This is a genomic window from Escherichia sp. 93.0816 (assembly GCF_013368855.2).
Taxonomy (GTDB): Bacteria; Pseudomonadota; Gammaproteobacteria; order Enterobacterales; family Enterobacteriaceae; genus Escherichia; species Escherichia ruysiae.
In genome coordinates this window covers 518,663-531,696 of the sequence record NZ_JABWNC020000001.1, presented here as the reverse complement: position 1 = coordinate 531,696, position 13,034 = coordinate 518,663, and the positions used below count along the sequence as shown (strand labels likewise).

Sequence of the window (13,034 nt, the reverse complement as noted above, 5' to 3'; positions counted from 1 at the left end):
TGGCTTTTACCACCATTCTTATGGCTGATTCATCTGAATAACCAGCCAGTGATAGATAACCGTCACAATATAACGTTGTTGCTCCTCACTTAACGAAACACCCTGCGGAATGTTATGCCACTTAGCCAGACAGCCACGGCAACAGGTCGCGGTAGCGTGCTGAGCGATAAACACCGGATGCCCGCGCATGGGGGTTTGCTTACCGTCGTTCGCCGGTAATGCCGGAGCCAGACGCTTAGCGACAAAATCTGCCGCATGTTGTTCAATAACCGGCGCGCCCTTCTCCAGACAATACTGACGCTCCTTGACGCCCAGACGAAAGCGAGAGCGAAATTTTGAACGGGATAAACGCGCGAAGAGTGGATCAAGTGACTGCATTAATAAACCGAGCGTCCTAATTGTTTCGTCAATTGTTCAAGTACTGCAATACCGGCAAGCGAGTTACCTGCATCATCCAGTTCCGGGCTCCATACCGCGATAGCCATTTCATGCGGTACGATCGCAACAATACCGCCGCCAACGCCAGATTTCGCCGGAAGCCCTACCCGCCAGGCAAACTCCCCCGCGTTCTGGTACATTCCGCTCGTTGCCATCAGCGCGTTAATTTGCCGTGCCTGCATTGGCGTTACTACGGGCTCATCGATATGAATAGCCTTTCCCTGATTCGCCAGAAAGACAAACGTCCGCGCCAGCTCAACGCAGCTCATTTTCAGTGCACAGTAATGAAAGTAGTTTTGCAGAACGGTTGTCACATCATGATGGAAATTGCCAAACGACTTCATCAGCCAGGCGATTGCCGCATTTCTCGCGGAATGTTCAAACTCGGAGCGAGCAACCACCGTATCGTAGGCAATATCAGACACGCCGCTTAAGCCGCGCACGACTTCCAGCATACGTTGCCGTGGTGCGCTTAATCGCCCTTGCAGCATATCGCAGACCACCAGCGCACCGGCATTAATAAACGGATTACGCGGAATGCCCTGCTCCATTTCCAGTTGCACTAAGGAATTGAACGGAGATCCCGACGGATCTTTGCCGACGCGTTGCCAGATTTCCTCTTCGGAGTAATGACGCATGGCGACAACGAGACTGAGCACTTTGGAAATAGACTGAATAGAAAAACGTTCTTGCGCGTCTCCGGCCTGAAAAAGCTGCCCATCAACGGTACAGATAGCAATCCCCAGACGGGAACCATCAACGGTTGCCAGTGCCGGAATATAATCAGCGACTTTACCCTGACCGATCAGCGGTCGCACTTGCCGCAAAATGGTCTCTAAAATTGCATTATCCATGGCGACAGCCACTCTCTGCTCCTTGCTCGCAGGTCTGAAAAGACCTGCGAGTATAACAGAGCTAAATATGTGACGTCAGATCCGGTCTTTCCACACCGTCTGGATATTACAGAACTCATGTAAACCGAAATGAGAAAGTTCACGCCCAAAACCGCTCTTCTTCACACCGCCAAAAGCGACCCGTGCGTCGCTGGCACAGAAACCGTTGATAAACACGCCGCCGCATTCCAGACGTGCCGCCATCTGTCTGGCTTGTGTTTCGTCAGTAGTAAAAATCGTCGCAGAAAGGCCGAACTCACTGTCATTAGCCAGTTCCAGCGCATGTTCTGCATCTCTCGCTACGGTGATTGCCGCAACGGGGCCAAACATTTCTTCACGAAATGCGGTCATTTCTGGGGTGACATTTGCCAGAACCGTTGGTGGATAGTAGTTACCTGCCCCAGCCATCTTTTCCCCGCCCAGTAACAGACGTGCGCCCTGCGCCAGGGTTTTTTCCACCTGATGATGCAACTCATCACGCAAGTCAAAACGTGCCATCGGACCAAGATCGTTCTCTTCGTCACGGGGATCGCCCATTTTCAGTGCTGCCGCAGCCGCTACAAAACGTTCGGTAAATGCCGAAGCAGTCCCCTCTTCGATGATAAAGCGTTTTGCCGCTGCGCAAACCTGTCCGGTATTCTGGTAACGCCCGGCTACCGCCGCTTTCACCGCCAGTTCCAGATCGGCATCGTTAAGCACAATAAACGGATCTGAACCGCCCAGCTCCAGTACGCATTTTTTCAGTGCCGCACCAGCCTGTGCACCAATAGCCGCTCCTGCACGGACACTTCCGGTTACGGTGACCGCCGCAATACGTGAATCTTTAATCATCTGACTGACACCATCGTTGTCAGCATTCAGCCAGCCATATACACCTTGTGGGATACCCGCATCTTTAAACACCTGGGCAATGAGCTGAGCACAGCCCATCACATTCGGCGCGTGCTTAAGTAAGTAGCCGTTACCTGCAAGAATGATGGGAACAGCGCCACGCATCACCTGCCATAAAGGAAAGTTCCACGGCATAATCGCCAGAATCGTCCCCATCGGTCGATACTCAATAACCGCCTGCTGATTCTCAACCAGCGTTGGTTCCGCTTTCAGCATTGCCGGGCCATGCTCTGCATACCAGTCACACAAATTCGCCGATTTCGCCACTTCGGCACGCGCCTGTCTGATGGGTTTACCCATTTCACGGGTGATCATTTGCGCCATCTCTTCGCTGCGAGTGCGCAGAGCTTTACCGATATCACGCAGTTTTTCCGCCCGGTAATCTACGCTTGTCTCGCGCCAGCCGCGAAAACCTTCCACTGCAAGCTGAAGAGCGTTTTCAATATCGTCAGCGCCAGCCCAGGGCAGTGAAGAAAGTTGTTCACCATTGGCTGGATTTATCGAAATGGCATGGGTCGCCGGAGTGATGGTCATTGGGGTATCTCCTTTATGAGTTATGGTTTGAAGATACGTAGATTTACTCTTGTTTGAAAATGAATAATATTAAGCCACTTATTCACAAATCGAGAATGCTATGGATCTGACTCAACTGGAGATGTTCAACGCAGTTGCCGAGGCTGGCAGCATTACCCAGGCTGCGGCTAAAGTACATCGTGTGCCGTCAAATCTCACGACTCGTATACGTCAACTGGAAACAGAGCTTGGTGTTGAGCTGTTTATCCGCGAAAATCAGCGTTTACGTCTCTCTCCCGCCGGGCATAACTTTTTACGCTACAGCCAACAAATTCTCGCACTGGTGGATGAGGCGCGAAATGTCGTGGCTGGCGATGAGCCGCAGGGTCTGTTTTCTCTCGGATCGCTGGAAAGCACCGCCGCAGTGCGTATTCCGGCAACGCTGGCAGAATTTAACCGCCGTTACCCCAAAATTCAGTTTTCACTTTCCACCGGCCCTTCTGGCACGATGCTGGACGGCGTACTGGAAGGAAAACTGAATGCGGCATTTATTGATGGGCCCATTAACCATACCGCCATCGACGGGATACCGGTGTATCGTGAGGAGCTGATGATCGTCACGCCGCAAGGACATGTGCCAGTTACCCGCGCCAGTCAGGTTAATGGTTACAACATCTATGCCTTTCGCGCCAATTGTTCGTATCGCCGTCATTTTGAGAGCTGGTTTCATGCTGACGGCGCAGCACCGGGGACTATTCATGAGATGGAATCGTATCACGGGATGCTGGCCTGTGTGGTCGCGGGTGCGGGCATTGCGCTTATCCCTCGTTCTATGCTGGAAAGTATGCCCGGGCATCACCAGGTTGAAGCGTGGCCGTTGGCTGAGCAATGGCGTTGGTTAACGACCTGGCTGGTCTGGCGTCGCGGTGCGAAAACGCGTCCGCTTGAGGCGTTTATTGAACTGCTGGATGTACCAGACTAAATGTTGTACCTGCTACTCACGCTGCCGTTGATACAGCATGAATCGGCGAAACGCGACATAGATCACAAAACCGTTGTATTCAGATCATTAACCGTTTTAAGATCATTTAATTACCTTTTCGCAACTCATCCGATAATCGGTTATGACAACAAATATTGTTTCCCGCAAAGTGGCGTGGCTACGGGTCGTTACGCTGGCAGTTGCCGCCTTCATCTTCAATACCACCGAATTTGTGCCTGTAGGTTTGCTTTCTGATATTGCGCAAAGCTTTCATATGCAAACCGCACAAGTCGGTATCATGTTGACCATTTATGCGTGGGTAGTGGCGCTAATGTCACTGCCTTTTATGCTAATGACCAGTCAGGTCGAACGCCGCAAATTACTGATCTGTCTGTTTGTGGTGTTTATCGCCAGCCACATACTGTCGTTTTTATCGTGGAGCTTTACCGTTCTGGTGATCAGCCGTATTGGTGTGGCTTTCGCCCATGCTATTTTCTGGTCGATTACGGCGTCTCTTGCAATCCGTATGGCACCAGCCGGGAAGCGAGCGCAGGCATTGAGTTTAATTGCCACCGGCACAGCACTGGCGATGGTATTAGGTTTACCTCTCGGGCGCATTGTGGGGCAGTATTTCGGCTGGCGAACGACCTTCTTCGCGATTGGTATCGGGGCGCTTATCACCCTTTTGTGCCTGATCAAATTACTTCCATTACTGCCCAGTGAGCACTCTGGTTCGTTAAAAAGTCTTCCGCTGCTGTTTCGTCGCCCGGCATTGATGAGCATTTATTTGCTGACGGTGGTCGTGGTCACCGCCCATTACACGGCATACAGCTATATTGAACCTTTTGTGCAAAACGTTGCGGGGTTCAGCGCCAACTTTGCCACAGCATTGCTGTTGATGCTCGGTGGTGCAGGCATCATTGGTAGCGTGATTTTCGGTAAGCTGGGTAATCAGTACGCATCTGTGCTGGTCAGTGCGGCGATTGCGCTATTGCTGGTGTGCCTGGCGCTACTGTTGCCTTCGGCAAGTAGCGAGATACACCTCGGCGTGCTGAGCATTTTCTGGGGGATCGCAATGATGATCATCGGGCTTGGGATGCAGGTTAAAGTACTGGCGCTGGCACCGGATGCCACCGACGTTGCGATGGCGCTCTTTTCCGGGATATTTAATATTGGCATTGGCACCGGAGCACTGGTGGGTAATCAGGTAAGTCTGCACTGGTCGATGTCGATGATTGGTTATGTGGGCGCAGTTCCGGCACTCGCCGCGTTGATATGGTCAATTATCATATTCCGCCGCTGGCCTGTGACACTCGAAGAACAAACTCGGTAGTTTAAAGACCCGAACAGGCCGCTTTGTTCGGGTCGGTAAATACAAAAGCACTCAAGCTCAATACATTGCAGAGATTACGTAGGCCTGATAAACGTAGCGCATCAGGCAATGTTGCGTTTGTCATCTGCTCAGACCCATTCGGGTCTTTTTTAATGGTAAGTTTTAATAATTTCCAGGATGCCGTTAATAATAAACTGCACGCCCATACAAACCAGCAAGAAGCCCATCAGGCGGGAGATTGCTTCAATTCCCCCTTTCCCCACCAGCCGCATAATGGCACCAGAGCTACGCAGGCTTCCCCATAAAATGACCGCCACCAGGAAAAAGATCAGCGGCGGCGCAACCATCAGCACCCAGTCCGCGAAGGTTGAACTCTGACGCACCGTTGACGCCGAGCTAATGATCATCGCAATGGTTCCCGGTCCGGCGGTACTTGGCATTGCCAGTGGCACAAAAGCAATATTGGCGCTGGGTTCATCTTCCAGCTCTTCTGATTTGCTTTTTGCTTCCGGTGAATCCGTTGCCTTTTGCTGAGGAAAGAGCATACGAAAACCGATAAACGCGACGATTAAACCACCTGCAATACGTAGACCGGGAATCGAAATTCCGAACGTATCCATCACCAGTTGCCCGGCGTAATACGCCACCATCATGATGGCAAATACGTATACCGAGGCCATCAACGACTGGCGGTTACGTTCGGCGCTGTTCATGTTGCCCGCCAGGCCAAGAAATAACGCGACTGTCGTTAATGGGTTGGCTAACGGCAGCAACACCACCAGCCCCAGACTAATTGCTTTAAACAAATCTAACATTGGTGGTTGTTGTCCTGTGTGTCTGAGTAATCAGCGAAAAGTATAAAGGGAAAACAAAGAGAAAGTTTCACTCTTTAACTAATCTTGCATAGCACTGACCAAAACTTGAACCGATTTAGCAAAACGTGGCATCAGACAATTCATTCATTTGACATATACTTGCCTGGGCAATATTATCCCCTGCAACTAATTACTTGCCAGGGCAACCATTGTGAAAAGTACCAGCGACCTGTTCAATGAAATCATCCCCTTGGGTCGCTTAATCTATATGGTTAATCAGAAGAAAGACCGTCTGCTTAACGATTATCTGTCTCCGCTGGATATCACTGCGGCACAGTTTAAGGTGCTCTGCTCTATCCGCTGCGCGGCGTGCATTACACCGGTCGAACTGAAAAAAGTGTTGTCGGTCGACCTTGGGGCACTGACCCGTATGCTGGATCGCCTGGTCTGTAAAGGCTGGGTAGAACGGTTGCCGAACCCGAATGACAAGCGCGGCGTGCTGGTAAAGCTCACCACCAGCGGCGCAGCGATATGTGAACAATGCCATCAATTAGTTGGCCAGGACCTGCATCAAGAATTAACAAAAAACCTGACGGCGGACGAAGTGGCAACGCTTGAGCATTTGCTTAAGAAAGTCCTGCCGTAAACAAAAAAAGAGGTATGACGATGTCCAGACGCAACACTGACGCTATTACCATTCATAGCATTTTGGACTGGATCGAGGACAACCTGGAATCGCCACTGTCACTGGAGAAAGTGTCAGAGCGTTCGGGTTACTCCAAATGGCACCTGCAACGGATGTTTAAAAAAGAAACCGGTCATTCATTAGGCCAATATATCCGCAGCCGTAAGATGACAGAAATCGCGCAAAAGCTGAAAGAAAGCAACGAGCCGATACTCTATCTGGCAGAACGTTATGGTTTCGAGTCCCAGCAAACGCTGACCCGAACCTTCAAAAACTACTTTGATGTTCCGCCGCATAAATACCGGATGGCTAATATTCAGGGCGAATCGCGCTTTTTACATCCATTAAATCATTACAATAGCTAGTTGAAACGTGACAACGTCACTGAGGCAATCATGAAACCACTTTTATCCGCAATGATAACCGCGCTTATTGTCTTTTCTGCGCAAGGCTTTGCGGAACAAACCACGCAGCCGACGGTTATTCCCTGTGGTGATGAAGTGATTGTTCCCCCATCGCAGGAACAACCACCATTCGATTTAAATCACATGGGTACAGGCAGTGATAAGTCGGATGCGCTGGGCGTGCCCTATTATAATCAACACGCCATGTAGTTAATTCTGGCCCCGACATCTCGGGGCTTATTAACTTCTCACCTTCACCGCTTTACGCCACCGCAAACCAAACACATTGATATACAGCCCGCCCATTATCAGCACCGCACCGAAAAATTGCAGACCCGTTAATCGTTCATCTAACAATAACGCCGCACTTGCCAGACCGACCACCGGGACAAGTAACGATAACGGTGCCACGCGCCAGGTTTCATAACGCCCAAGCAGCGTACCCCAGATCCCATAGCCGACAATTGTCGCCACAAACGCCAGATACATCAGAGACAAAATGGTGGTCACATCGATAGTGACCAGGCTGTGAATCATTGTTGCGGAACCATCGAGAATGAACGAGGCAACAAAGAACGGGAGAATCGGGATCAATGCGCTCCACACTACCAGCGACATCACTGCCGGGCGCGATGAGTGCGACATGATCTTTTTATTGAAGATGTTGCCACACGCCCAGCTAAATGCTGCCGCCAGGGTCAGCATAAAACCGAGCATCGCCACATGTTGACCGTTCAGGCTATCTTCAATCAACACCAGCACGCCAAATATCGCTAAGGCGATCCCCGCCAGTTGCTTGCCATGCAGTCGCTCACCGAAAGTAAACGCGCCGAGGACAATCGTAAAAAACGCCTGTGCCTGTAAAACCAGCGAGGCCAGACCTGCAGGCATACCGAAGTTAATGGCGCAGAACAGAAAGGCAAACTGCGCAAAACTGATGGTTAAACCATACCCCAGCAGCAAATTCAGCGGTACTTTCGGTCGTGTGACAAAAAAGATTGCCGGGAAGGCCACCAGCATAAAGCGCAAACCGGCCAACATCAGCGGTGGCATATTATGAAGCCCCACTTTGATGACCACAAAATTAAGCCCCCACACTACCACTACCAGTAGCGCCAACAACCCATCTTTTCGCGACATTCTACCGCCCCTGAATTTTCATCTTTTGTAAGCAATCAACTTAGCGGAATTTACTTTTCTTTAACAGTTGATTCGTTAGTCACCGTTTACGACGGCATTAATGCGCAAATAAGTCGCTATACTTCGGATTTTTGCCATGCTATTTCTTTACATCTCTAAAACAAAACATAACGAAACGCACTGCCGGACAGCCAAATGAACTTATCTCTGCGACGCTCTACCAGCGCCCTTCTTGCCTCGTCGTTGTTATTAACCATCGGACGCGGCGCGACGCTGCCGTTTATGACCATTTATTTGAGTCGCCAGTACGGTCTGGGTGTCGATTTGATTGGTTATGCGATGACAATTGCGCTTACTATCGGCGTCGTTTTCAGCCTCGGGTTTGGCATTCTGGCGGATAAGTTCGACAAGAAACGTTATATGTTACTGGCAATTACCGCCTTCGCCAGCGGTTTTATCGCCATTCCCCTGGTGGACAACGTGACGCTGGTGGTGCTGTTCTTCGCGCTCATCAACTGTGCGTATTCCGTTTTTGCTACCGTGTTGAAAGCCTGGTTTGCCGATAATCTTTCCTCCGCCAGTAAAACGAAGATCTTCTCGATCAACTACACCATGCTCAACATTGGCTGGACCATCGGCCCACCGCTCGGCACGCTGTTGGTGATGCAAAGTATCAATCTGCCCTTTTGGCTGGCAGCCATCTGTTCTGCGTTTCCTGTGCTTTTCATTCAAATTTGGGTGAAACGCAGCGAGAAAATCATCACCACAGAGACAGGCAGCGTCTGGTCACCAAAGGTTTTGTTACAGGATAAAGCTCTGCTGTGGTTCACCTGCTCAGCCTTTCTGGCTTCTTTCGTGAGCGGAGCGTTTGCCTCGTGCATTTCACAATACGTGATGGTGATTGCTGATGGTGATTTTGCCGAAAAGGTGGTCGCGGTTGTTCTTCCGGTTAATGCTGCGATGGTAGTTACGTTGCAATATTCCGTGGGCCGGCGCATTAATCCGACCAACATCCGCGCGCTAATGACGGTCGGCACTCTCTGTTTTGTCGTCGGTCTGGTCGGGTTTATCTTATCGGGCAACAGCCTGCTACTTTGGGGAATTTCAGCCGCCGTGTTTACTCTTGGCGAAATCATTTATGCCCCTGGCGAATATATGTTGATTGACCATATTGCACCGTCAGGGATGAAAGCCAGCTATTTTTCCGCCCAGTCTTTAGGCTGGCTTGGTGCAGCGATTAACCCATTAGTGAGTGGCGTCGTGCTCACCAGCCTGCCGCCGTCCTCGCTGTTTGTTATCTTAGCGTTGGCGATCATTGCTGCATGGGTGCTGATGTTAAAAGGCATTCACGCAAGACCCTGGGGACAGCCGGTTCTTTGTTGACTCTCTGCCGTGCCTTAACGGCACGGCTTGACTCATTATTTTCCTGTTGCAAAGGCGTAGCCTTCATCTTCCCAGCCGGTTACCCCGCCGATCATGATTTTAACTGGCCTTCCTAACCGAGCCAGTTTGAGTGCCGCGCGGTCTGCGCCGTTACAATGTGGCCCCGCGCAATACACCACAAACAGAGTATCTTCCGACCATTGAGCCATTCTCTCTTCGGTCATTTGCTTATGGGGCAGATGAATCGCGCCGGGGACATGCCGACGGGCGAAATCCTCTTCACGCCCGACCACATGCAGCAAAACGAAATCATCGCCAATGTAGGCCAGCGAGTCATGAACATCGGCGCAATCCGTTTCGACACTCAAACGCATGAGAAAATGCGCTTCGGCAACGTCCGGTTTCGCTGCGGTAAATTCAGTGACATAACGCATATTGCTTTTTCCTTTTGGGTTGTTGTGTTAACAATAATGTAACCAATCAACCTTTCACTGACCGCCTTCCAATATGCCAGAAAAAAGCAAAATGATGACAATAGTACAACGACCGCTAGTCGCTGTACTGGCCTATGACGGGCTTTGTACTTTTGAATTCGGTGTAGCCGTTGAAATCTTCGGTCTGCCACGCCCGGAACTGGGCGATAACTGGTATCGGTTTGCTGTTGCGGCGGTAGAACCCGGCGCGCTGCAAGCTACTGGCGGGATCCACGTAGTTGCGGATGGCGGGCTGGAGCTACTGACTGAAGCCGATATGATTATTATTCCAGGCTGGCGCGGTATAGATGCAACAGTACCAGAAGTACTATGCCAGGCGTTGCGCGAAGCACATCAACGCGGTACTCGTCTGGTATCGATATGCTCGGGCGTATTTGTCCTTGCCGCCGCTGGCCTTCTTCACCAGCGAAAAGCGACCACCCACTGGCGCTACACGGAACAACTCCAGCATCGTTACCCTTCAATTCATGTAAGTGACAATGTGTTATATCAGGATGAAGGACAAGTAATGACCTCCGCCGGAAGCGCAGCAGGGATCGATCTGTGCTTACATATCGTGCGCAAAGATTATGGTCATGAAATTGCTAATAATGTCGCCCGGCGGCTGGTCATTCAGCCACATCGCCACGGAGAGCAACCACAAAACCTGACACGCCCGATGGCTGCGCCGCGTGAAAGCCATACGTTAGGCGCATTATTCGACTTTTTACAGCAAAATCTGGCACAAACGCATACCGTTACCTCTCTCGCCGGACGAGTGAATATGAGTCAACGTACTTTTTTAAGACGTTTTGTCGCCTTAACGGGTATGACACCCGCCCGCTGGCTTATCAATGAGCGATTAATGCGAGTGGAGGATTATCTGCAAAATTCGTCGTTTAGCATCGATAAAATTGCCGAGCTGACGGGGTTTGGTAATTCATCTTTACTGCGTCATCATTTTCACCAGCGTTTTTTATTATCCCCTTCACAATATCGGAAAAACAGCCGTTCCTCATCACATTAACCCTCTAATTCAGCCTTCGTTTAGGTTACCTCTGCTAATATCTTTCTCATTGAGATGAAAATTAAGGTAAGAGAGGAAACACACCACACCATAAACGGAGGCAAATAATGCTGGGTAATATGAATGTTTTTATAGCTGTACTGGGAATAATTTTATTTTCTGGCTTTCTGGCCGCGTATTTCAGCCACAAATGGGATGACTAATGAACGGAGATAATCCCTCACCTAACCGGCCCCTTGTTACAATTGTGTACAAGGGGCCTGATTTTTCTGACGGCGAAAAAAAACCGCCAGTAAACCGGCGGTGAATGCTTGCATGGATAGATTTGTGTTTTTACTTTTGCGCTAACAGGCTTTTCTCTGCACTGGTAACGGATCATTGACACAGTAGCACTATTTTTCTCAATGAATGTTAAACGGCGCTTAAACTCGGGTAATCACGTTTTGTTCGTCAATAAACATGCAGCGATTTCTTCCGGTTTGCTTACCCTCATACATTGCCCGGTCTGCTCTTCCGATGATCACATCCAGCGGTTCTTCAGGAAATGCACGGCTCACACCTGCGGTCACGGTTATGTTGATATGCCCTTCAGAATGTGCGATTGCATGGTTATCGACTAACTGGCAAATGCGTACTCCGGCACGACAGGCATCTTCATCATTAGCAGCTTTGACAATGATGATAAATTCTTCGCCGCCATAGCGATAAACCGTTTCATAATCACGTGTCCAGGTAGCTAAGTAAGTTGCCAGGGTGCGTAATACCACATCACCGATTAAATGCCCGTAGGTATCATTAACCAATTTAAATCGGTCTATATCCAGCAGCATTAAATAGAGATTCAGTGGTTCAGCATTACGTAATTGATGATCAAAGGATTCATCAAGAACCCGACGACCAGGTAATCCAGTCAGAACATCCATATTGCTACGAATCGTCAGTAAATAAATTTTGTAATCGGTTAATGCTGCCGTAAAAGAAAGTAACCCTTCCTGAAATTCATCAAAATGAGCGTCCTGCCAGCGATTTTCGACAATAGCCAACATTAATTCCCGACCACAGTTATGCATATGTTGATGGGCAGAATCCATTAGCCGAACGTAAGGTAATTCATCGTTATCGAGTGGCCCCAGATGATCAATCCAGCGACCGAACTGGCACAGTCCATAAGAATGGTTATCCGTAATTTCTGGCTTACTGGCATCTCTCGCTACCACGCTGTGAAACATACTCACCAGCCATTGGTAATGGGCGTCGATAGCCTTATTGAGATTTAACAAGATGGCATCGATTTCCGTTGTCTTCTTGATCATTGCCACTCCTTTTTCACAGTTCCTTGTGCGCGGTATTCTACCGAGAGAAAAGAAAAATTACGTCAATATTTTAATAGAAATCCTAATCTGAGACGACGTTAAAGATAACGTTGTGATTTAAAACAAAATAAGCAGATAAAAAAGTGTTTAATTCTGTAAATTATCTCTTCTTTGCGCCATAAAACAGAGGCAAATAACATAAACAGCAAAGCCTGATGCTCCAATTGATTGGGCCATCAGACGCATTTATTTTTGTGACTATTTCTGCAGATGTGTGACCCGAACCACGGCTGGGGTGCTTTTCTTATCCAGACTCCCGCTAATGTTGATCATCTGGTCAGGCTGAACTTGTCGTCCATCAAAAACGGCAGCAGGAATAACAACATTAATTTCACCGCTCTTATCGCGAAAAACGTAACGATCTTCACCCTTGTGGGAAATCAAATTACCACGTAATGAAACTGAGGCACCATCATGCATAGTTTTCGCAAAATCAACGGTCATTTTTTTTGCATCATCAGTTCCGCGATAGCCGTCTTCTATTGCATGTGGCGGTGGTGGCGCTGCATCCTGTTTTAAGCCGCCCTGGTCATCCGCTAACGCATAAGGCATGACAAGAAAACCTGCTAATACAATGGCCTGAAATTTCATACTAACTCCTTAATTGCGTTTGGTTTGACTTATTAAGTCTGGTTGCTATTTTTATAATTGACAAATAAGAATCATACTGATTGTTATAAAACA

General features: G+C 49.3%; 17 protein-coding genes. 9 read left to right on the top strand and 8 right to left on the bottom strand.

Going from position 1 to position 13,034, the window contains the following annotated elements:
* Positions 1 to 18: 18 nt before the first annotated feature.
* The 3 genes from HEM79_RS02725 to sad all read right to left on the bottom strand — a co-directional run bounded on the left by HEM79_RS02725 (position 19) and on the right by sad (position 2,756).
* On the bottom strand, positions 19 to 378 hold the full coding sequence (locus HEM79_RS02725; RefSeq protein WP_001191034.1) for a DUF4186 domain-containing protein: 360 nt from the start codon (positions 376 to 378) through the stop codon (positions 19 to 21).
* Complete coding sequence (gene glsB, locus HEM79_RS02720; protein WP_000257426.1) at positions 378 to 1,304, bottom strand: glutaminase B; 927 nt, start codon at positions 1,302 to 1,304, stop codon at positions 378 to 380. Before glsB ends, HEM79_RS02725 begins: the two co-directional genes overlap by 1 nt.
* Before the next feature lie 63 nt (positions 1,305 to 1,367).
* The gene (gene sad / locus HEM79_RS02715; RefSeq protein ID WP_176241076.1) at positions 1,368 to 2,756 is read right to left on the bottom strand and encodes a succinate-semialdehyde dehydrogenase; all 1,389 of its coding nucleotides are present in this window, start codon (positions 2,754 to 2,756) and stop codon (positions 1,368 to 1,370) included.
* A gap of 100 nt (positions 2,757 to 2,856) precedes the next feature.
* Between sad and ptrR the strand changes: the two genes are divergently transcribed.
* Together ptrR and ydeA are read left to right on the top strand one after the other, a co-directional pair.
* The gene (ptrR, locus tag HEM79_RS02710) at positions 2,857 to 3,717 is read left to right on the top strand and encodes a putrescine utilization regulator PtrR (RefSeq protein ID WP_105289758.1); all 861 of its coding nucleotides are present in this window, start codon (positions 2,857 to 2,859) and stop codon (positions 3,715 to 3,717) included.
* A 142-nt stretch (positions 3,718 to 3,859) separates the two neighbouring features.
* The gene (gene ydeA, locus HEM79_RS02705) at positions 3,860 to 5,050 is read left to right on the top strand and encodes an L-arabinose MFS transporter (RefSeq protein ID WP_176241077.1); all 1,191 of its coding nucleotides are present in this window, start codon (positions 3,860 to 3,862) and stop codon (positions 5,048 to 5,050) included.
* Between the two features lie 149 nt (positions 5,051 to 5,199).
* Here ydeA and marC read toward each other — a convergent pair whose 3' ends face one another.
* Positions 5,200 to 5,865 (bottom strand): NAAT family transporter MarC, encoded by a 666-nt coding sequence (gene marC / locus HEM79_RS02700; RefSeq protein WP_000885044.1) that lies wholly within the window; start codon positions 5,863 to 5,865, stop codon positions 5,200 to 5,202.
* A gap of 211 nt (positions 5,866 to 6,076) precedes the next feature.
* On the opposite strand from marC, the gene marR reads away from it, so the two are divergent.
* Genes marR through marB form a run of 3 tightly spaced genes read left to right on the top strand, consistent with a single transcriptional unit; the run spans position 6,077 to position 7,164 of the window.
* Positions 6,077 to 6,511, top strand: coding sequence for a multiple antibiotic resistance transcriptional regulator MarR (gene marR, locus HEM79_RS02695; protein WP_000843430.1), 435 nt, complete (start codon positions 6,077 to 6,079; stop codon positions 6,509 to 6,511).
* A gap of 20 nt (positions 6,512 to 6,531) precedes the next feature.
* The gene (marA, locus tag HEM79_RS02690) at positions 6,532 to 6,915 is read left to right on the top strand and encodes an MDR efflux pump AcrAB transcriptional activator MarA (protein ID WP_000091195.1); all 384 of its coding nucleotides are present in this window, start codon (positions 6,532 to 6,534) and stop codon (positions 6,913 to 6,915) included.
* Between the two features lie 30 nt (positions 6,916 to 6,945).
* On the top strand, positions 6,946 to 7,164 hold the full coding sequence (marB, locus tag HEM79_RS02685) for a multiple antibiotic resistance protein MarB (protein WP_000803538.1): 219 nt from the start codon (positions 6,946 to 6,948) through the stop codon (positions 7,162 to 7,164).
* A 30-nt stretch (positions 7,165 to 7,194) separates the two neighbouring features.
* Here the strand turns inward: marB and eamA are convergent, their stop codons facing one another.
* Positions 7,195 to 8,094, bottom strand: coding sequence for an O-acetylserine/cysteine exporter (gene eamA, locus HEM79_RS02680; RefSeq protein ID WP_176241078.1), 900 nt, complete (start codon positions 8,092 to 8,094; stop codon positions 7,195 to 7,197).
* A 195-nt stretch (positions 8,095 to 8,289) separates the two neighbouring features.
* Between eamA and ydeE the strand changes: the two genes are divergently transcribed.
* Positions 8,290 to 9,477, top strand: a complete 1,188-nt coding sequence (gene ydeE / locus HEM79_RS02675) for an efflux MFS transporter YdeE (RefSeq protein WP_176241079.1) — start codon at positions 8,290 to 8,292, stop codon at positions 9,475 to 9,477.
* A 35-nt stretch (positions 9,478 to 9,512) separates the two neighbouring features.
* Here ydeE and HEM79_RS02670 read toward each other — a convergent pair whose 3' ends face one another.
* Positions 9,513 to 9,911 carry a rhodanese-like domain-containing protein gene (locus HEM79_RS02670; RefSeq protein WP_001271099.1) on the bottom strand — a complete coding sequence of 133 codons (399 nt, stop codon included), beginning with the start codon at positions 9,909 to 9,911 and terminating at the stop codon, positions 9,513 to 9,515.
* Between the two features lie 94 nt (positions 9,912 to 10,005).
* Between HEM79_RS02670 and ftrA the strand changes: the two genes are divergently transcribed.
* From ftrA to mgtT, 3 genes are all read left to right on the top strand, one after another.
* Entirely contained in the window at positions 10,006 to 10,977 is a 972-nt protein-coding gene (ftrA, locus tag HEM79_RS02665; protein ID WP_176241295.1) for a transcriptional regulator FtrA, read from the top strand.
* Between the two features lie 107 nt (positions 10,978 to 11,084).
* Entirely contained in the window at positions 11,085 to 11,180 is a 96-nt protein-coding gene (gene mgtS, locus HEM79_RS02660) for a protein MgtS (RefSeq protein WP_000901364.1), read from the top strand.
* Positions 11,180 to 11,284 carry a protein MgtT gene (gene mgtT, locus HEM79_RS22555; RefSeq protein WP_214678006.1) on the top strand — a complete coding sequence of 35 codons (105 nt, stop codon included), beginning with the start codon at positions 11,180 to 11,182 and terminating at the stop codon, positions 11,282 to 11,284. The genes mgtS and mgtT overlap by 1 nt, the downstream gene beginning before the upstream one ends.
* A gap of 115 nt (positions 11,285 to 11,399) precedes the next feature.
* Here the strand turns inward: mgtT and dgcZ are convergent, their stop codons facing one another.
* A complete protein-coding gene (gene dgcZ, locus HEM79_RS02655; RefSeq protein WP_176241080.1) occupies positions 11,400 to 12,290 on the bottom strand; it encodes a diguanylate cyclase DgcZ in 891 nt (296 codons plus the stop codon).
* Between the two features lie 258 nt (positions 12,291 to 12,548).
* Complete coding sequence (gene ydeI / locus HEM79_RS02650) at positions 12,549 to 12,941, bottom strand: YdeI family stress tolerance OB fold protein (RefSeq protein ID WP_000671720.1); 393 nt, start codon at positions 12,939 to 12,941, stop codon at positions 12,549 to 12,551.
* Positions 12,942 to 13,034: the final 93 nt, after the last annotated feature.

Coding starts and splice junctions, on each gene's coding strand:
- HEM79_RS02725 (WP_001191034.1), bottom strand. CDS start 378: ATGCAGTCACTTGATCCACTCTTCGCGCGTTTATCCCGTTCAAAATTT.
- sad (WP_176241076.1), bottom strand. CDS start 2,756: ATGACCATCACTCCGGCGACCCATGCCATTTCGATAAATCCAGCCAAT.
- ptrR (WP_105289758.1), top strand. CDS start 2,857: ATGGATCTGACTCAACTGGAGATGTTCAACGCAGTTGCCGAGGCTGGC.
- ydeA (WP_176241077.1), top strand. CDS start 3,860: ATGACAACAAATATTGTTTCCCGCAAAGTGGCGTGGCTACGGGTCGTT.
- marC (WP_000885044.1), bottom strand. CDS start 5,865: ATGTTAGATTTGTTTAAAGCAATTAGTCTGGGGCTGGTGGTGTTGCTG.
- marA (WP_000091195.1), top strand. CDS start 6,532: ATGTCCAGACGCAACACTGACGCTATTACCATTCATAGCATTTTGGAC.
- marB (WP_000803538.1), top strand. CDS start 6,946: ATGAAACCACTTTTATCCGCAATGATAACCGCGCTTATTGTCTTTTCT.
- eamA (WP_176241078.1), bottom strand. CDS start 8,094: ATGTCGCGAAAAGATGGGTTGTTGGCGCTACTGGTAGTGGTAGTGTGG.
- ydeE (WP_176241079.1), top strand. CDS start 8,290: ATGAACTTATCTCTGCGACGCTCTACCAGCGCCCTTCTTGCCTCGTCG.
- HEM79_RS02670 (WP_001271099.1), bottom strand. CDS start 9,911: ATGCGTTATGTCACTGAATTTACCGCAGCGAAACCGGACGTTGCCGAA.
- ftrA (WP_176241295.1), top strand. CDS start 10,006: ATGACAATAGTACAACGACCGCTAGTCGCTGTACTGGCCTATGACGGG.
- mgtS (WP_000901364.1), top strand. CDS start 11,085: ATGCTGGGTAATATGAATGTTTTTATAGCTGTACTGGGAATAATTTTA.
- mgtT (WP_214678006.1), top strand. CDS start 11,180: ATGAACGGAGATAATCCCTCACCTAACCGGCCCCTTGTTACAATTGTG.
- dgcZ (WP_176241080.1), bottom strand. CDS start 12,290: ATGATCAAGAAGACAACGGAAATCGATGCCATCTTGTTAAATCTCAAT.
- ydeI (WP_000671720.1), bottom strand. CDS start 12,941: ATGAAATTTCAGGCCATTGTATTAGCAGGTTTTCTTGTCATGCCTTAT.